The sequence below is a fragment of the Hymenobacter sp. BT559 genome, from assembly GCF_017571525.1.
In the GTDB taxonomy this organism is placed as follows: domain Bacteria; phylum Bacteroidota; class Bacteroidia; order Cytophagales; family Hymenobacteraceae; genus Hymenobacter; species Hymenobacter ginsengisoli.
Window position 1 is genome coordinate 32,528 of the sequence record NZ_JAGETY010000010.1, and the last position, 17,563, is coordinate 50,090.

14 protein-coding genes are annotated in these 17,563 nt (G+C 60.9%); 8 read left to right on the forward strand and 6 right to left on the reverse strand.

Going from position 1 to position 17,563, the window contains the following annotated elements; all coding sequences use genetic code 11:
• Nucleotides 1–12: 12 nt before the first annotated feature.
• Nucleotides 13–390, reverse strand: a complete 378-nt coding sequence (locus J4D99_RS14330) for a cupredoxin domain-containing protein (RefSeq protein ID WP_208132416.1) — start codon at nucleotides 388–390, stop codon at nucleotides 13–15.
• Nucleotides 391–411: 21 nt separating this feature from the next.
• The gene (locus J4D99_RS14335) at nucleotides 412–2,685 is read right to left on the reverse strand and encodes a heavy metal translocating P-type ATPase (RefSeq protein ID WP_208132417.1); all 2,274 of its coding nucleotides are present in this window, start codon (nucleotides 2,683–2,685) and stop codon (nucleotides 412–414) included.
• 290 nt (nucleotides 2,686–2,975) lie between these two features.
• On the opposite strand from J4D99_RS14335, the gene J4D99_RS14340 reads away from it, so the two are divergent.
• Nucleotides 2,976–3,185 (forward strand): heavy-metal-associated domain-containing protein, encoded by a 210-nt coding sequence (locus J4D99_RS14340; RefSeq protein ID WP_208132418.1) that lies wholly within the window; start codon nucleotides 2,976–2,978, stop codon nucleotides 3,183–3,185.
• Nucleotides 3,186–3,254: 69 nt separating this feature from the next.
• Here J4D99_RS14340 and J4D99_RS14345 read toward each other — a convergent pair whose 3' ends face one another.
• Together J4D99_RS14345 and J4D99_RS14350 are read right to left on the reverse strand one after the other, a co-directional pair.
• The gene (locus J4D99_RS14345) at nucleotides 3,255–3,443 is read right to left on the reverse strand and encodes a hypothetical protein (RefSeq protein WP_208132419.1); all 189 of its coding nucleotides are present in this window, start codon (nucleotides 3,441–3,443) and stop codon (nucleotides 3,255–3,257) included.
• Nucleotides 3,444–3,484: 41 nt separating this feature from the next.
• Complete coding sequence (locus J4D99_RS14350) at nucleotides 3,485–3,832, reverse strand: HesB/IscA family protein (RefSeq protein WP_208132420.1); 348 nt, start codon at nucleotides 3,830–3,832, stop codon at nucleotides 3,485–3,487.
• Nucleotides 3,833–4,027: 195 nt separating this feature from the next.
• On the opposite strand from J4D99_RS14350, the gene J4D99_RS14355 reads away from it, so the two are divergent.
• Both J4D99_RS14355 and J4D99_RS14360 read left to right on the forward strand, forming a co-directional pair.
• Nucleotides 4,028–4,564 carry a DUF7935 family protein gene (locus J4D99_RS14355; RefSeq protein ID WP_208132421.1) on the forward strand — a complete coding sequence of 179 codons (537 nt, stop codon included), beginning with the start codon at nucleotides 4,028–4,030 and terminating at the stop codon, nucleotides 4,562–4,564.
• A gap of 43 nt (nucleotides 4,565–4,607) precedes the next feature.
• Entirely contained in the window at nucleotides 4,608–5,138 is a 531-nt protein-coding gene (locus tag J4D99_RS14360; RefSeq protein ID WP_208132422.1) for a 5' nucleotidase, NT5C type, read from the forward strand.
• A 143-nt stretch (nucleotides 5,139–5,281) separates the two neighbouring features.
• Here J4D99_RS14360 and bshA read toward each other — a convergent pair whose 3' ends face one another.
• A complete protein-coding gene (gene bshA / locus J4D99_RS14365) occupies nucleotides 5,282–6,418 on the reverse strand; it encodes an N-acetyl-alpha-D-glucosaminyl L-malate synthase BshA (protein WP_208132423.1) in 1,137 nt (378 codons plus the stop codon).
• Between the two features lie 168 nt (nucleotides 6,419–6,586).
• On the opposite strand from bshA, the gene J4D99_RS14370 reads away from it, so the two are divergent.
• The 5 genes from J4D99_RS14370 to J4D99_RS14390 all read left to right on the forward strand — a co-directional run bounded on the left by J4D99_RS14370 (nucleotide 6,587) and on the right by J4D99_RS14390 (nucleotide 14,275).
• On the forward strand, nucleotides 6,587–8,380 hold the full coding sequence (locus J4D99_RS14370; protein WP_208132424.1) for a DUF885 domain-containing protein: 1,794 nt from the start codon (nucleotides 6,587–6,589) through the stop codon (nucleotides 8,378–8,380).
• A gap of 92 nt (nucleotides 8,381–8,472) precedes the next feature.
• Nucleotides 8,473–9,978, forward strand: coding sequence for a M28 family peptidase (locus J4D99_RS14375; protein ID WP_309509589.1), 1,506 nt, complete (start codon nucleotides 8,473–8,475; stop codon nucleotides 9,976–9,978).
• A 147-nt stretch (nucleotides 9,979–10,125) separates the two neighbouring features.
• Entirely contained in the window at nucleotides 10,126–11,700 is a 1,575-nt protein-coding gene (locus J4D99_RS14380; RefSeq protein ID WP_208132426.1) for a serine hydrolase, read from the forward strand.
• 200 nt (nucleotides 11,701–11,900) lie between these two features.
• Complete coding sequence (locus J4D99_RS14385) at nucleotides 11,901–13,793, forward strand: M1 family metallopeptidase (RefSeq protein WP_236018673.1); 1,893 nt, start codon at nucleotides 11,901–11,903, stop codon at nucleotides 13,791–13,793.
• 29 nt (nucleotides 13,794–13,822) lie between these two features.
• Nucleotides 13,823–14,275: a hypothetical protein gene (locus J4D99_RS14390; protein ID WP_208132427.1), complete on the forward strand. Its 453-nt coding sequence runs from the start codon at nucleotides 13,823–13,825 to the stop codon at nucleotides 14,273–14,275.
• Nucleotides 14,276–14,347: 72 nt separating this feature from the next.
• On the opposite strand, the gene J4D99_RS14395 is transcribed toward J4D99_RS14390, so the two are convergent.
• Nucleotides 14,348–17,344 (reverse strand): serine hydrolase domain-containing protein, encoded by a 2,997-nt coding sequence (locus J4D99_RS14395; RefSeq protein ID WP_208132428.1) that lies wholly within the window; start codon nucleotides 17,342–17,344, stop codon nucleotides 14,348–14,350.
• Between the last annotated feature and the right edge of the window lie 219 nt (nucleotides 17,345–17,563).

The window sequence follows — 17,563 nt, forward strand, 5'->3', positions numbered from 1 at the left end:
CCCCAGGAGCGCCTATTTCACTACCAAGCTGCCGCGCAGCATGCCCATGCCGCAGGTAAACTCGAAGCGGCCGGGCTGCTGGGGCAGCAGCTCGACCAAGGTGGTCTGGAAGGCAGGCAGGTCGCGCCGCACGTTGAAATCGGGCATCAGTAGTTCTTCCGAGCAGCTGTTTTCTTCGTCGCGGTAAAAATTGAGCTGCACCGGGCGGCCCTGCGTCACCTCTATCACACTGGGCGAGTACCCGCCTTTTACGGTAATATCGACCTGTTGCACCCCGCCCGAGGTAGACTGCGCTGCCACTGCCGGCCGGCTTGAAAAGAAGAAGTACCAGAGCACCAGGCCAGCCAGCGCCAGGCCCCCGATGGTAACCAGAATTGCAGCAATATCCATGATAACGAAGAAATTAGCCGGCTAGCGGGCCGTGAACGCACGCAGCCGCAGCGAGTTGGTGAGCACCGAAACCGAGCTGAGCGCCATGGCCCCGGCGGCCAGCATGGGCGAGAGCCGCACCCCAAAAAGCGGGTACAGCAGTCCCGCTGCGATGGGAATGCCCAGCAGGTTGTAGATGAAGGCGAAAAACAGGTTTTGCTTAATAGTGCGGATGGTTTGGCGCGAGAGGTCGATGGCCGTGACTACGCCCTGCAAGTTGCTGCGCATGAGCGTGATGCTGGCTGCTTCCATGGCCACGTCGGTGCCGCCGCCCATGGCCAGCCCAATGTCGGCCTGCGCCAGGGCTGGCGCGTCGTTGATGCCGTCGCCCACCATCGCCACCGTGCGGCCTTCGGCCTGCAGTTGCTTTACCTGCTGCGCTTTGTCCTGGGGTAGCACCTCCGATAAATAGCGTGTGATGCCCACCTGGCTGGCTATTTTGGCGGCCGTTTGGGGGTTGTCGCCGGTCATCATTACCACCTCCAGGCCCAGCCCTTGCAACTGCCGGATGGCCTCGGCCGAGGTATCGCGCAGGGTGTCGGCCACGCCAATGAGGCCAGCCGCTTGGCCAGCTAGGGCCACGTAGAGCACCGTTTTGGCCTGGGCCAGCAAAGCATCAGCCTGGGCCGCCAGCGTGGGCGTTAGCTCAATGCCCGCCTCGGCCAGCAGGCGTCGGTTGCCGATGAGCACCGTCTGTCCCGCCACGGTGGCGGTAGCACCTTTGCCCTCTGCGGCTTGGAAATCAGTGGCTAGCGGGGCCGAGCGGGCCAGGGGGCTAGCATCGACGTAGCGCACGACGGCGTCGGCCAGCGGATGCTCGGAGTGGCGCTCTACGGCCGCCACCAGCGGCAGCAGCTGTGTCTCGGTATAGCCGGCTGCCGCGAGGAAGTCGGTGACGGCGGGCTCGCCGCGCGTGATGGTGCCGGTTTTATCCAGTAGCACGGTATCTACTTTATAGGCTTTTTCCAGCGCCTCGGCATTGCGAATGAGCACGCCCTGCTCGGCGCCCTTGCCGGTGCTCACCATGATGGCCGTGGGCGTGGCTAGCCCCAGCGCGCAGGGGCAGGCAATGATAAGCACCGCCACGAAGCTGACCAGCGCCAGCGGTAGCCGCGAGGCCACCGGGGCAAGGTCGAACCACAGCACAAACGTGAGAATGGCGATAACGACCACCGTCGGCACAAACACGGCGCTTACCTTGTCGGCCAGCCGCTGAATGGGGGCGCGGCTGCCCTGGGCGTCTTCCACCAGCTTCACAATTTGCGCCAGCACGGTATCGGCGCCTACCTTGCTGACCCGGAAGCGGAAGGCACCCGTCTTGTTGAGCGTGGCGCCAAAAACGGGGTCGCCGGGCTGCTTGGCCACAGGCAGGCTTTCGCCGGTGAGCATGGCCTCATCCACGGCCGACTGGCCGGTTTCGATAGTGCCATCGGTGGCAATTTTTTCGCCGGGGCGCACGGCCACGAGGTCGCCGGGCTGCACTTGCTCGATGGGTACGTCTAGCTCCTGGCCATCGGGGCGCACCACGCGGGCGGTGCGCGCCTGCAGCCCTAGCAGGGCCCGCATGGCGGCCGAAGTCTGGGTCTTGGCCCGCATTTCCAGCACTTTGCCCAGCAAAATGAGCGCGATGATGGTGGTAGTGGTGTCGTAGTACACCTCGGGTAGCACACCGTGGCGGGCAAAAAAGCCCGGCACCAGCGTGGCCGCCAAGCTGTAGAAGAAGGCCGCCCCGGTACCCACAGCAATCAGGGTGTCCATGTTGGCCGAGCGATGGCGCAGGCCGTTCCAAGCCGAAGAATAAAACTCGCGTCCGCTATACAGTAGTACCGGCAGCGTGAGCGCCAGCAAGATGTAGTTGAGTGCCTGCGAGTTGAGGCGCATCATAAGCGTGGGCCACAGCATGCTCATGCTCAAGAGCATAACAAGGGCAGCTAGCCCGGCCGCTACCGCAAAGCGACGCTGCAGCACCCGGTAAGCCGCGGCTTTCTGGCGGTCGAGCTCGGCCTGGCGGTCGGCGGCGCTGGTGTCGGGTGCGCGCTTGGCCACGGCGTAGCCGGCGTTCTCCACGGCTGCGTGCAGGTCGGCCGGGCTGGCCTCGGTGGGGGCGTAGGTGACGGTCGCCTTTTCGGTGGCGTAGTTGACCAGCGCGCTTTGCACGCCGGGAGTGCGGCTCAAGGATTTTTCCACGGCAGCGGCGCAGGCGGCGCAGCTCATGCCCTCTATGTCGAGGGTCGTGGTTTGGGAAGAAGCAGACATGGCGTAAGCAGGTAAAAAACAAGCGGAAAGCACCGGCGCTCGCCGCTCCGGGCGCCAGTAACTACTAGAACAAATTAACGCAGGCGAAACGCCCATCGCGGTACGAAATCCGGCGCCAGACTTGCATAATTCGCATCGGGCGGGGTTAGCACTGAGTGCCTAATTCTGCTAGCTGCGGGCAGAATTTTGTGGCAATAAGAAAGCAAAGCCGCCCGAAATTTGTAAATACCCTCAGCAAGCTTACGCCCCTGGGGGCAAAGCAGCGCCCATCGTCCAGCACGTTCCTGATTATGTCAACCCTTCGTTTCAAAACCACTATCAATTGCGGCGGCTGCATCAAGGCCGTGACGCCTACCCTCAACAAAGAAGTCGGTGCCGGCAATTGGCAGGTTGATACCGCCAACCCGGATAAGATTCTCACTATTATGGCGCCAGTTTCGGCCGCGCAGGTAAAGGCAGCCGTTGAGCAGGCTGGTTTTGAGGCCGTGCCGCTAGGCTAGCCCTTCATTTATCAATACGCATAAAAAAAGCCCGGCTAGCCGGGCTTTTTTTATGCGATAGGGTCAAGCTTAGTCTTCGGAGTCGTCGCGCTTGATTTTTTGCAGCGCGCTGGCCAACTCCTGCCGCAGCTGCTGGCCCGAGTCGGCGGGAAGCTGCTCGCCGATTTTATATTGCTTTTGCAGGCGCTCCCATTCTTCGATGGGAATAAAAACCCCGGTGACAGTGCCTTTGGCGTCGGATAGGTACTTGATGTCCATGGCGTTACTTGGCAAGGTTGGGGTGGAGGAAACGCAGCTGGCTAGGCCGAAAACGACGAGCCGCAGCCGCAGGTGCTCTTGGCCTGGGGGTTGTTGAAAGTAAAGCCGCGGGCATTGAGGCCGTCCTGGAAGTCAACCTCCATGCCGAGTACATACATGGCGTGCTTCTTATCCATGATGAGTTGCACGCCATCGAGGTCATATACTTCGTCCTGGTCTTTGGCCTTGTCGAAGCCTAGTAGGTAGCTCATGCCCGAGCAGCCGCCGCCCTGCACCCCGATGCGCAGGCCGTAGTCGGCGGGTACGTTTTTTTCCTGAATAATATTTTTAACCTCAACTAACGCGCGGGGCGTGAGGCCGATAGGCGGCGCTAACGTGGTGGTGGCCATAACGGGGTTCGAGTTTAGAATGAATGTAGCTAAGACAAATATACGCCGGCCAGCGGGCCAGCTAGCTACCTAAACAGGGCAGGGCCGCCGGCGGTTCACGGGGCTGGCCCGCGCGTTGGCCGGGCACTAAAAATTGGCCGTAAAAGCCGTCGGTACCGTAGTTTCACGGCTACTCAGGGCATTCTAGTACGTTTTATGGACACGACCACTTATTTCTTTGACTTACTCAAGACCATACTGCCCGCGCTCATTGTAGCGGGGGCCATCTTCTTTCTGTTTCGCCAGTATCTGGAAAAAGAGCAGCAGCGCCGCCTCATCGAACTGCGGCTCGATAGCAGCAAAACCACCCTGCCGCTGCGCCTGCAAGCCTACGAGCGCGTGACGCTGCTGCTAGAGCGCATTTCTCCTAGCAACATTCTGGTGCGCCTGAGCAGCGCCGGCCAAAACGCCGCCGACTACCACCGCCTCTTGCAGCAGGAAATCCGGGGGGAGTTTGAGCACAATTTCTCGCAGCAGCTCTACATGACCCCCGAAACCTGGGCCCAGGTGAAGCAGGCGAAAGAAGACGTGCTCACCATGATGAACCGCGCTTTTCACGGCCTGCAAAACCCCACGCAGCTGCGCGGCACGGAGCTGGCCAAACGCATTCTGGAGGGCCTGATGACCGATGCGGCCGACCCTACGGCCCCGGCTCTAGCGGCGGTGAAGCGCGAGGCAGCGGGACTTTTTTAAGTCGCATATTTGAACCCCGACGGCAGCAAGCAGTTGAAGCTAGATGCATAAACAACGAATTGCCATTGACATGGACGAGGTAATGGCCGACTCCATTGCCCGCTTCCAGGAGTGGTACGGCCGCGACTTCGCCCTGGAGCTGACCCTGGAGGCCCTGCGCGGCAAGAGCCCGCACGAGGCCGTGGCGCCCGAGCATCAGCCCGCCCTGCGTGCCTACCCCAATGCGGAAGGATTCTTTCGCGACCTGCCAGTTATCAAAGACAGTCAGCGCGTTATCGAGGCGCTGGCCCGGAAATACGAGGTGTTTATTGCCACGGCCGCGATGGAGTTTCCGAATTCCTTCCTCGACAAGTACCGATGGCTGGAGCGGCATTTTCCGTTTCTGCACTGGCGCAACTTCGTGTTTTGCGGCGACAAAAGCATTCTAAACGTCGATTACCTCATCGACGACAACGCCTATAATTTCGACGGCTTGCGCGGCGAGGGACTGCTGTTTGACGCTCCGCACAACGCACTCGAAACCCGCTACCGCCGCGTGCACAGCTGGCAGGAAGTAGCGGATATTTTATTGTAAATTAGTGTTTTGAATAAACAAAAGCACATCATGCTGAGCTTGTCGAAGCATCTCTATCGCGGTCGTTGGATTAGTAACCCTAGCGGCGTGGTAGAGATGCTTCGGCAGGCTCAGTATGACGTGCTTTTGTTTACTGCTCGTGCCTAGCGGCGCTGTAAGGCGGCCAGGCCGGCGCGCTCGTAGCACTGCTCGTAGAGCGGTACAATGTTGGCAACGGCAAACTCCTCGGCGCGGGCGCGGGCGGCGGCTTTAAAGCGCGGCAGGTTTTCGTCTTGTAGGATGAACAGGGCATTTTTGACCATGTCTTCCACGTCGCCGATGTTGCTGACCGTGCCGGTTACGCCGTCCACGTTCAGCTCGGGAATGCCGCCGGCGTTGGTGCTTACCACCGGCATTTCGCAGGCCATGGCTTCGAGGGCGGCGAGGCCAAAGCTCTCATTCTCAGAAGGCATGAGGAAAAGGTCGCCCACGCTTAATACTTCTTCCACGGCTTCGAGCTTGCCGAGGAAGCGCACGTCGCGCTGGCAGTCAAGGTCGCGAGCCAGCTTTTCCATGCGTGAGCGGTCGGGGCCGTCGCCCACCAGCAGCAGCTTGGCCGGAATGTGCTGGCGCACACCGCAGAAAATGCGCAGTACGTCTTCGACCCGCTTCACAGTGCGGAAGTTGCTGGTGTGGATGAGCAGCTTCTCGCCCTCGGGCGCAATGGCGGCCCGAAAGTGGCTCTTATCCTGCTTTTTGAAGCGCTTGAGGTCGATGAAGTTCGGGATAACCTCAATTTTATGCTCGACGGGGAAGTACTCGTAGGTTTCGCGACGCAAGTCGGCCGATACGGCCGTGACGCCGTCGCTCTCGTTGATGCTGAAGGTCACGACCGGCTCGTAGCTGGCATCCTTGCCCACCAGCGTGATGTCGGTGCCGTGCAGGGTGGTCACCACCGGCACCGTGATGCCGCGCGAGCGCAGAATCTGCTTGGCCAGGTAAGCGGCCGAGGCATGCGGAATGGCGTAGTGCACGTGCAGCACATCGAGCTTTTCGTTCTGCACAATATCCACCATCTTGCTGGCTAGGGCCGACTCGTAGGGCGGAAACTGGAAGAGCGGGTACGTGGGCACGTACACCTCGTGGTAGAAGAGATTTTCGTTGAAGAAATCGAGCCGCACCGGCTGGCTGTAGGTAATAAAATGGACCCTGTGGCCGCGTTGGGCCAGGGCTTTGCCCAGCTCGGTGGCTACTACGCCGGAGCCGCCGAAAGTGGGATAACAGACAATGCCGATGTTCATGAGAAAGAAAGAGTAGGCGAGGGGCTAACCGGAATATCCGGCGGAGGTTTGGGCGGCAACCCCGGCGGCCCCGCCCGTGACTTTAGCGCCAGTGCTCCGCTATAGACTGGCTAGGTTAGCCCGTGGCTGCCGCGTAGCTTTGATTTCCTATTTATTCTTGATTTCTTAATGAAGCACTTTTTACTGTTAGGGTGCCTGGTGGCGGGGCTGGCTAGCCCTGTGCTGGCGCAGCCCACGCGGACAAACTCTCTCACGGCCAAGCCGGTAGGTTCGTCGCCGCTGGCCGCGCTGTTTACGAATTATTGGGAAGAGCAGGCGCGGCTGTTTCCGCTGCAAGCCACCGCGCAGGGCGATAACCGCTACAACGACCAGCTGCCCAACTCGGGCACCCGTGAGTTTCGGCGCCAGCAGCGCAGCTTGTACGAGCGCTACCAAAGCCAGCTGGCGCGCATCGACCGCAGCAAGCTTTCGGCGGCCGACCAGACGAGCTACGACGTATTTGCCTATGAGATGAAGAGCCGGCTGGCTAGCCTGGCGCAGCCCACCTGGACCATGCCCTTCACCCAGTTTAGCGGCCTGCCGCTGGAGCTGGCGCAGCTAGGGGCCGGCACCGGCGCGCAGCCCTTCAAAACCGTGCGGGACTACGACAACTGGCTGGCCCGTGTGCGCCAGTTTCCGGCGTGGGCCGATACGGCGGTGGCCGATTTTCGGCACGGCATGCGCACCGGCGTGGTGCTGCCCAAGGTGCTGGTGCAGAAAATGATACCCCAGCTGGAGGCGCTGGCCGTGGCCGACCCCAGCCAGAGTGTGTTTTATGGGCCGATTAAGCAGCTGCCGGCCAGCTTCTCGGCCGCCGACAAGCAGCGCCTCACGGCCGCCTATGAGCAGGCCATCCGCACGCAGCTGGTGCCCAGCTACCAGCGGCTAGCCACGTTTTTGAAAAACGACTACCTGCCGGCGGCCCGCACCAGCACCGGCATCGCGGCCGTGCCGGGCGGCGCCGACATGTACACCACCGCTGTGGCGTACTGGACTACCACCACACGCACACCGGAAGAAATTTACCAGACCGGCCAGTCGGAGGTGGCCCGCATTAAGGGCGAGATGGAGCAGGTGCGCCAGCAGCTCGGCTACGCGGGCGACCTAAAATCGCTGCTGGCCTCGCTCAGCACCGACCCCAAGTTTCGGCCCTACAAAACGCCTGAAGACGTGCTCAACGGCTTCCGCGCCATTCAGGGCCGGGTGACGCCGGGCTTGCCGCGCCTGTTTGGGCGCATGCCCAAAACGGCGTTCGAGATTCGGCAGACGGAGGCGTTTCGGGCGGCTTCGGCCAGCGCGCAGTACAACCGCGGCGCGGCCGATGGCTCGCGGCCGGGCATTTTCTACGTGCCCATCCTCGACGCCACCAAGTACAAGACGCCGGGCATGGAGTCGCTGTTTTTGCACGAGGCCATTCCCGGGCACCACTTCCAGGTATCGTTGCAGCAGGAGAATACCAATCTGCCCAAGTTTCAGCGGTTTGCCTTCTACTCGGCCTTTAGCGAAGGCTGGGCGCTGTATACCGAAAGCCTGGGCAAGGAGCTAGGCATGTACACCGACCCCTACCAGTACCTGGGCGCGCTGAGCGCCGAGATGCACCGCGCCATCCGGCTGGTGGTGGATGTAGGAATGCACGCCAAGGGCCTCACCCGCGAGCAGGCCATTCAGTATATGCTTGACAACGAGGCCACGACCGAGCAGGGCGCCACTGCCGAAATCGAGCGCTACATGGCCTGGCCCGGCCAGGCGCTGGCCTACAAAACCGGCCAGCTCAAAATACGGGAGCTGCGCACGCGCTACGAAAAGCAGCTGGGGCCGAAGTTCTCGCTCAAGGCCTTCCACGACGAGCTGCTGCTCGATGGGGCCATGCCGCTGGCCGTGCTCGAGCGAAGAATGGATGCCTGGGCCGCGCGCCAGAAGTAAAACGCCAGAAAATCCACAGACCATGGTGCGAAGCTTGTCACAGCAGAATGAGTCTATTTGCTAAACGCAGTTCCTTTTCAATTCCCTTTCTAGTGAGACACAGATTTTACCTCCTGGCGGCCCTGACCCTGGCCGCCCCCCTAGCCGGCCAGGCGCAAAAAACCAAGGTCAAGGTGAAGCCCGCCACAACGGCTAGCCCCTCCGCCAACGCCGAAAGCGCCATCAAGGAAGCCGACATCAAGCGCGACCTGTTTGCGCTGGCCGGCGACCACTTTCGGGGCCGCGAGGGCGGCACGCTCGACGAGCTGAAAGCCTCGGTGTGGCTGGCCGACCAGATTCGGGCCACCGGCATGCTGCCAGCCGGCGACGACGGCACCTACTTCCAGTGGTTTAACCTGCAGCGCACCCGCCTTAGCAAAAGCAGCACGCTGCGCATCGGCACCCACGAAATCAAGCTGGACCAGGATGGCTCGGTAACGGCCCCGACCAACGCCAGCATTAACGCGCCGCTCGTGTACGTGGGCACCGGCTCGGCTGCTGAGGTAGCCAAGGTGGACATAAAAGGCAAGGCCGTGGCGGTGCAGATTTCGGGCGCGCCCACCGATGGCATCAGCTACCGGCGCTACGTGTTTGGCAAGTTCAGCGGGCAGGCTAGCGAGCTGATGAAGGCTGGCGCGGTGGCAGTGGTCTACATTTCAGACGCCCGCGCACAGGCCGTTTACGACCACTGGAGCCACGTTTTTGAGCGGGGGCGCTATAGTCTGCCCGGTGCGGCCAGCACCCGGGTGGTGAATACGCCCCCCGTATTCTGGCTGCCGACCAGCGCCGCCAGCTGGGTGCAGCAGCCCGGCCAGCAACTCGTGGCCGACCTCAAGGTGGAGAGCTTCCAGTACCCGTCGGTGAACATCGTGGCTAAGCAGCCCGGCACCGACGCGCAGCTGAAAAAAGAGTACGTGCTTTTCAGCACCCACCAGGACCACGACGGCGTGCGGGCACCCATTGCCGGCGACTCTATCTACAACGGCGCCGACGACAACGCCACCGGCTGCGCGGCGCTGCTAGCCATTATGCGTGCCTTCAAGGAGAAGCCGGCCCGCCGCTCGGCGCTGTTCGTGTACCAGGGCTCGGAGGAGCGCGGGCTTATTGGCTCAACGTATTTTTCGGCGCATCCTACGGTGCCGCAGTCGTCCATTGTGGCGGTGCTTAATGCCGAGATGATGGGCCGCAATGCTCCCGATTCGGCCGCGCTGCTGGGCTCGACGCCGCCGCACATGAACTCGTCGGACCTCGTGAAAACGGCCCTGGCGGCCAACCAGGCCGGCCCCAAATTCAAGCTCGATACCGAGTGGGACAAGCCAACCCACCCCGAGGGCTGGTACTTCCGCTCCGACCACCTGCCGTATGCGCGGCTGGGCATCCCGGCCATCATGTACACCTCGCTGCTGCACGTCGATTACCACACCCCGCGCGACGAGCCCCAGCGCATCGACTACCACAAGCTGCTGCACATGACGCAGTGGATGTACCTCACCGGCTGGGCCGTGGCCAACCGCACCGCGCCGCCCGCCCGCGAGCCCGGCTTCAAGCTGGAGCGCTAGGGTAGAGGCTGGTAGTAAAGGCGGCTATAAGGCAGGTGCATCTACTTGTTTTATAGCCGCTTTTGCGTAGAATGGCAGGCCGCTCACGTTATTTGTGGCGGTAGAAGTCGCCGCTTGGTTCACCTTCAGTAGTTCTCCGTCTTCTTTATGAAAACAAGCCTTTTTACGCTCTTACTTTCAGCCGCTTTGTGGCACTCGGCCGCCAGGGCCCAAACCGCGCCACCCGCTGCCACACCCCTCGACGTGGCGGCCGTAGACGCCACCGTGGCTCGCACCCTCAAAGCCTTCGACGTGCCCGGTATTGCCGTAGCCGTGGTCAAGGATGGGCAGGTGGTGATGGCCAAAGGCTACGGCGTGCGCTCGCTGAAAACCAAGGAGCCAGTCGATGCCAACACGCTTTTCGGCATTGCTTCTAACACCAAAGCCTTCACCACCGCCGCGCTAGGCCTGCTGGTGGAGGAAGGCAAACTGCACTGGGATGACAAGGTGACCAAGTACATCCCTGAGTTTCAGATGTACGACCCCTACGCGACGGCCGAATTCACGGTGCGCGACCTGCTGTGCCACCGCAGCGGCCTGGGCCTCGGGGCCGGCGACCTGATGCAGTTTCCGGATTCGGCCGACTTTACGACGGCCGATGTCATTCACAGCCTGCGCTATTTTAAGCCCGTATCGTCGTTTCGCAGCAAGTTCGATTATGATAACAGCCTCTACATCGTGGCCGGCGAAGTAGTGGCGCGGGTGAGCGGTCAGCCCTGGAACACGTTTGTCGAAACCCGCTTGCTGAAGCCGCTGGGTATGAGCCGCAGCGCTACCGTGTATGCCCGCCTGCCCGACCCTACCAACGTGATTGATGCCCACGGGCCGGTCGATGGCAAAATACAAGTAATTCGGCGCGACCTGAATACGCTGCTAGGCCCCGCCGGCGGCATCTACAGCAGCGTAGCCGACCTGAGCAAGTGGGCAATGATGCTGATGGGTGGGCCGGGTGCCCCGGCCCCGCTGCTCAAGCCGGCCACCCTGAACGAACTGTGGACACCGCAAACTATTCTGCCGGTTAGCTCGGCGCCTTCGCCCTACAACACGCACTTTGCCGCCTACGGGCTAGGGTGGTTTTTGCGCGATGTGCGCGGCTATAAGGAGGTGTCGCACACCGGCGGCGAAATCGGCATGGTCACCGAAGTAAAGCTGATTCCGGAGCTGCACCTGGGTATTATCGTGCTCACCAACCAGGAAAACGGTGCGGCCTTCACGGCCATTTCCAGTACCATTGAAGACCACTACCTGGGCGTAACCGGCCTCGACCGCGTGCAGCTGCTGGTAGACCGCCTGAAAACGCGCAACGCCGATGCCGACAAAACTACCGTTGCGGTGTGGCAGCAGGTGGCTGCCGCCCAAAAAGCCGCTGGCAAGCACCCTAGCTACACGGCCTTCGTAGGCCGTTACCACGATGCTTGGCTGGGCGATGTAAACATTTATAAGCAGAGCAACCAGCTGTGGATGAAGGCCGTGCGCGCTCCGCGCCTGGTGGGCCAGCTGCTGCCTTACACTGGCAATACCTACGTGGTGCGCTGGAAGGCCCGCAGCTTTAATGCCGATGCCTTTGCCGATTTTGCCCTCGACCAGCAGGGCCGCGCCGCCAGCATCAAGATGAAGCCGATTTCGCCCCTCACCGATTTTAGCTACGATTTTCAGGACCTCGCCCTGCAGCGGGTGGAGTAGGGGTTAGCCAGCGGCGAATTGACTTCCCGGCCCTAACGGTAGGCTCTGGTCCGATGCTCGTCGGGCCAGCCTGCCGTTGGGGCTATTTTTGCGGCGCGGCTTGCAGCGTCAGGCCGTTTTTTGCGTTAGTAGCTAGAGTGGCCGGGGTTGCTGAAAAATGACCCTAGCGCTTCACAGACGCTACATTTTAGCCTGCTTTGTTGAAAAATACTGCCCGCTTTTCCCGCCCGCTGTTGCTGGTGCTGCTTGTGCTCACGCACGCGGCCAGCTTTGCCCAAACCGCCCTGCCGATGCCGCGCAACCTGCGCGCCACCTATGACAAGGGCACCCGCAGCCCCGATGGCCGCCCTGGCCCGCACTACTGGCAAAACACGGCCGATTATAACATCGAGGTGGTGTTTAATCCCGCCACGCGCAAGCTGGAGGGAGAGGTGAAAATCGTGTACCAGAACAACAGCCCCGACGAGTTGCACGAGCTCTGGTTTAAGCTCTACCCCAACCTCTACCAGGCTGGCGCGCCGCGCACCACCAAGTTTCGCGCTGAGGATACCGGCACGGGCGTTTCGATTTCCAGGCTCAGCCTAGCCGGGCAGGAAATTGATGTGAAGTCGCTGGCCATCGAGAATACCAACATGACTGTGCCGCTCGCCCAGCCCCTCGGGCCGGGGCAAACGGTGGAAGTGGCCATCGACTACTCCTACATTCTCAACGAGGGCTCGCACCAACGCACCGGCGAGATTGAGCCGGGCGCGGCGTTCATCGCCTATTTCTTCCCGCGCATTGCGGTGTACGATGATATAGATGGCTGGAACAAAGTGCCTTACCTCGGCGGCCCGGAGTTCTATAATGACTTCTGCCACTTCTCGGTTGATATTACCATGCCGCGCAACTACGTGGTATGGGCCACCGGCGACCTCACCAATGCCAGCCAGGTGCTCACCAAAAAGTACGTAAACCGCCTGCACGAGGCTAGCACAAAGGATGGCATCGTCACCATCATCGACAGCACCGACCTACGCCGCCACGACTACACCGCCGGCCGTGGCGACAACACCTGGCACTTCGACGCGCGCGACGTAACCGACTTTGCCTTTGCAACTTCCGAGCACTACGTGTGGCAGTCGACCAGCCTCGTGGTGGACCCCGCCACCAAGCGCCGCACCCGCGTCGATGCCGTGTACAACACCAAGCACCACGACTTCCGCGACGTGATTGAAATAGCCCGGCGCACGGTGCAGGCCATGAGCTACACCTTTCCCAAGTGGCCTTACCCCTACAATCACGAAACGGTGTTCGACGGCCTCGACCAGATGGAGTACCCGATGATGGTGAACGACAACCCCACCCGCACCCGCGAGGAGGCCATCACGCTCACCGACCACGAGATTTTCCACACGATGTTCCCGTTCTACATGGGCATCAACGAGACGAAATACGGCTGGATGGACGAGGGCTGGGCCACCATCGGCGAGTGGATAATCTCGTCCATCATCCAGCCCGGCCTTATCGACGACTACGGCATGGTACCCTACGCCCACGCCGCCGGCACCGAGGACGACCTCCCCATCGTGACCCTTACGACCCAGCAAAGTGGCGCGCCGTTCTTCCTCAACTCGTATCCCAAGCCGGGGCTAGGGTACCTCTACGTAAAGGATATGCTCGGTGATGAGCTGTTTACCAAGGCCTTGCACACCTACATCCGCACCTGGCACGGCAAGCACCCCATGCCCTACGACTTCTTCTACTCGATGAACGCCGGCGCGGGCCAGAACCTCGACTGGTTCTGGCAGCGCTGGTTTTTCGACAGCGGCTACCCCGACCTGGCCATCACGACCGTAGTGCGTCCCGCCGACAAACCCGCCCAGATAACCGTCACCGCCAAAGGCAGCAAGCCCGTGCCCATCGACCTGACCGTGACCTTCGACAACGGCACGGAAGAGAAAATTCACCGCAGCATCGCCGTGTGGAAAGACGACGCCAAAACCGTAACGCTGCCCGTGCGCAGCGGCCGCACCATCACGAAAGTAACCCTAGGCAGCCTCTACGTGCCCGACAGCTACCCCACCGATAACATGTGGACGGCGCCGCAGTAGTTTACTTAACAGCTACTTACTGTAAAAAGATGAGCAAGACGCTACTAGCTGTTTTCGTAATTCTAGGTATCGTGTCAGAGGCTCAAGCCCAGCGGTGGGCGCCTAGTATTGATTCCACTGCCTGTGGAAAAATTAGCGCAGTAACTACTTCCTATTTTGATACCATTGCTACCTATGTAGAAGGACGCGTAATCGACGGAGCAACAAAGAAGCCTATTAGCAAGGCAGTTATTCATGTTGCTTACTATGATTGCCATAGTATTGCGCTGAAGACTAAGGAAGTAGTATGCGATGAAAAAGGTATTTTTAAGTTAGGCTGGGTAGGCTGTGCCAGCGCGCGGCTTCTGACCGTAGAGGCACTTGGTTTTTGCACCATGCAAACGGGTAGAGTGACAATGGGAGGACTTTCCGAAGTAATAGCTGAACTACTGCCCTTAGCAGTAACCAATGAGGGCGGCCTTCCACCAAAAAATAAAAAATAGATTAGTCACTGGCAATCTCTTCGCTGACACAAGCTACGCTATGTTATGCTTGCGTCGGTTAAACCAGCGTCACTACTGCCCGCCCACCGCGCCGCTAGCCTGCGCGGGCTTATTCTGCGCCATCGCCTTATAAATCACTTCCTGGATGCGAGTGCGGATATTATACGTCCGCAGCTTGATGTTGCCCGCGTCGGGGTACACGCGGTTGGAGAGGAAGACGTAGAGAATCTGGTTGTCTGGGTCGAGCCACACGCAGGTGCCCGTGAAGCCGGTGTGGCCGAAGGTGCTGGCGGGGGCTAGCCGGCTGGTGGGTCCCTCAGGCTTGCTCGGGTCGCCGCGGTCCCAGCCCAAGCCGCGCTTATTGCCGGCCACCTGCGGGCGCGAAAACTCGGTCACTACCGGATTCTGAAAATATACGTTGCCGCCATATTTTCCATTTTGCAGGTTCATCTGCATCAGCACGGCCAGGTCATTGGCGGTGGCGAAAAGGCCGGCGTGGCCGCCCACGCCGCCCACCAGGGCCGCTGTTTGGTCGTGCACAGTACCCTGCAGCTGTTCGCGGCGGTAGTAGGTATCGTTTTCGGTAGGTGCGATGCAGTCTTTGGGGAAGCGCGTGAGCGGGTTGTATGTCATCGTAGCCAGCCCCAGCGGCTTGTAAAACGCTTTAGGCAAGAACTCGGCCAGGGGCTGCCCTAGCAGCTTCTCGCTCAGGCGCTTCATGATGATGAAGCTCAGGTCAGAATACTCGACCGGATACTTGCCGCGCACCTTGGGCAGCAGCTGCGAGCGCAGCGTCCAGGCCCACACCGAGTCGTCGGCTGCCTTAATAGAGAACTCGCCGGGCGCCACTTCGTTCGGGAAATCCTCGTTGCGCAGGCTGGAGTAGTACGACGGCTTCAGGGTGCCGTCGCGTACGGTGCGCTCCCAGGTTGGGATGCCGGGCTTGAGGCCCGCCTGGTGCAGCAACACATCGCGCACGGTGGCGTCGCGCTTGTTGGTGCGCTGCATTTCGGGCAGGTAGGTGCTTACTTTCTCATCCAGGTTCAGCCGGCCCTGGTCCTTTAAGTACATGATAGCCTGTAGGGTACCGGCCACTTTCGTCACCGAAGCCAAGTCGTAGAGCGTGCTGTTGGTGACGGGCTGGCTCTGGTCGTAGGTACCGTAGCCATAGCTCTGGTCAAATACCACGGTGCCGTTTTTGGCGATAAGCACCTGGCAGCCGGGGGTGGCGGCCGTTACAATGCTTTCGAGGGCAATGTGGTCAATCTGACTCATCACCTTCGAGTTCAGTCCCTCGCGCTCCGGCGCCGCATAGCGCAGGCGGTGCAGCTCGGGCGTGGCAATGCCGGTGCCAATTTTCAGCGTTTCCGACACCGTGACGGGCAAATGGCCCCTAGCCGGTAACGCTCCAAACAACACCTGCGGCACCACGAGCTGGGCCGCGTAGTGGTCCTCGTAGCCGCACACCAGCGTGCGGGCGCTTTCCAGATATTTTAAGCCATAAGCGTTACCCATCGCCACGACTATCGTTTTGCGGCGCTTGTCGGCCTGCAGGTTCTTCAGGAATCGCAAGGCTCCTTCACCCAAGCCGTAGCTGTGGCTAGGGGTGTTGTTCATCTGGTGCAGGCTCACAACCACCACGTTGGCATCGCCCAGCCGGGCGTAGATGCGGCTGAAGGTCGAGTCGGGCGCGTAGCGGTCGGGCACGGCGTACACCGGGCCGGGCTGGTACTTGTTGAAAATAGTGGCGTAGGGCCCCTCAGGTTGGGTGCCGATGGTGATGGCCGCAATGCGCAAGGTGTCGAGCCGCTGCAGGGGCAGCAGCTTGTCCTCGTTCTTCACCACCGTCACGGCGTGCTCAAAAATCGTTTGCGACAGCACCCGCGACTCAGGCAGATTCAAGCTGTCGCGTAGCGTCAGGGCATTGACTGGCTTGTACTTGTTGAGCCCGGCCCAATACTTGGCGCGCAATATTTTCTTGACCCGCAGGTCCAGGTCGGCCTGGTTGAGGTGGCCCGCCGCCACGGCTTCCTTGATGCGGATGAGGGCGGCCGGCACATCTTCCGAAAACAGCAGCACGTCGTTGCCGGCGGCTAGGGCCATGGCGTCGAGCTCGCCGTCTTTGTAGAGCTTGCTTACGCTGCGCATGTTCAGCGCATCGGTGAAAATTAGACCTTTAAAGCCCATGCGCTCCTGCAGCAAGCCCGTCACCAGCGCCTTCGAGAGCGTAGTCGTTTTGGCATTGGTGGTGTCGAAGAGCGGCATGTAGAGGTGGGCCACCATCACGCCCAGCGCTCCGGCCTCAAACGACTTCTGAAACGGCACCAGGTCTACCTTTTCGAGCCTAGCCAGGTCGGTATTTATCACCGGCAGGGCCACGTGCGAGTCGGTGTCGGTGTCGCCGTGGCCGGGGAAGTGCTTGGCTACGGCAATGACATGCTGGTCTTGCAGGCCTTTGATATACTGCACCCCTAGCGCCGCCACGCGGTCCTGGTTTTCGCCAAACGAGCGGTTGCCAATCACGGGGTTGCCGGGGTTGGAATTGACATCCACCACCGGCGCGAAGTTGATGTGCACGCCCAGTGCCCGCAGCTTGTGGGCCAGGTCGCGGCCCATCTGGTACACCAATTGGTCGTCGTCCATCGCACCCAGCGTCATTTCTTTGGCGAAGTGCGAGGTCGAGTCGAGGCGCATGTCGAGGCCCCACTCGGCGTCGGTGGCGATGAGCAGCGGCACCTTAGCGGCGGCCTGCAAGCGGTTGGTCATAATGACCTGACGCTTGGGCCCGCCCTGCAAAAACATAACGCCCCCGATGCCTTGGTTGCGCACCAGGCGCTCAATGCGGTCGGCGTGGGCCTTCTCACGGTTGGAGTAGGCGGCCACCATAAAAAACTGGCCTAGCCGCTGGTCGGGCGTGAGCGCGTTAAAGACGCTGTCTACCCACTGCGTTTCGGCAGGGCCGCTGGGCAGCGGGTCGGGCAGGGGCTTACGGGGCTCCGAAAAACCCAGCAGCAACCCGGTGGCACCCAGCAGCAACCCCAGAAACAGAAACCGGAAATCGACGCGCATCAGCCCTAGGCGGGAAGTTTTAGAGGTAGAAAAGGCGGCTTGCAGCGGCTACTTTTGCCACCGAACGGAGCCGGAACCCCCGGCCAGCCTTGGTGGTTCCTTAGGAGCGAAACCTCTTCAGACAGCCGAAAGCAACCTGGGCGGCTAGCCCAAATTGGCCGCAAAGGTAGGCAGTAAGCTACGAGCGGCAGATGAAAAACGTCTGTGCTGCTGGCTAAT

Bases quoted from the DNA above. Each gene is read 5' to 3' on its own strand.
- J4D99_RS14330 (WP_208132416.1), bottom strand. From the start codon at position 390: ATGGATATTGCTGCAATTCTGGTTACCATCGGGGGCCTGGCGCTGGCT.
- J4D99_RS14335 (WP_208132417.1), bottom strand. From the start codon at position 2,685: ATGTCTGCTTCTTCCCAAACCACGACCCTCGACATAGAGGGCATGAGC.
- J4D99_RS14340 (WP_208132418.1), top strand. From the start codon at position 2,976: ATGTCAACCCTTCGTTTCAAAACCACTATCAATTGCGGCGGCTGCATC.
- J4D99_RS14345 (WP_208132419.1), bottom strand. From the start codon at position 3,443: ATGGACATCAAGTACCTATCCGACGCCAAAGGCACTGTCACCGGGGTT.
- J4D99_RS14350 (WP_208132420.1), bottom strand. From the start codon at position 3,832: ATGGCCACCACCACGTTAGCGCCGCCTATCGGCCTCACGCCCCGCGCG.
- J4D99_RS14355 (WP_208132421.1), top strand. From the start codon at position 4,028: ATGGACACGACCACTTATTTCTTTGACTTACTCAAGACCATACTGCCC.
- J4D99_RS14360 (WP_208132422.1), top strand. From the start codon at position 4,608: ATGCATAAACAACGAATTGCCATTGACATGGACGAGGTAATGGCCGAC.
- bshA (WP_208132423.1), bottom strand. From the start codon at position 6,418: ATGAACATCGGCATTGTCTGTTATCCCACTTTCGGCGGCTCCGGCGTA.
- J4D99_RS14370 (WP_208132424.1), top strand. From the start codon at position 6,587: ATGAAGCACTTTTTACTGTTAGGGTGCCTGGTGGCGGGGCTGGCTAGC.
- J4D99_RS14380 (WP_208132426.1), top strand. From the start codon at position 10,126: ATGAAAACAAGCCTTTTTACGCTCTTACTTTCAGCCGCTTTGTGGCAC.
- J4D99_RS14390 (WP_208132427.1), top strand. From the start codon at position 13,823: ATGAGCAAGACGCTACTAGCTGTTTTCGTAATTCTAGGTATCGTGTCA.
- J4D99_RS14395 (WP_208132428.1), bottom strand. From the start codon at position 17,344: ATGCGCGTCGATTTCCGGTTTCTGTTTCTGGGGTTGCTGCTGGGTGCC.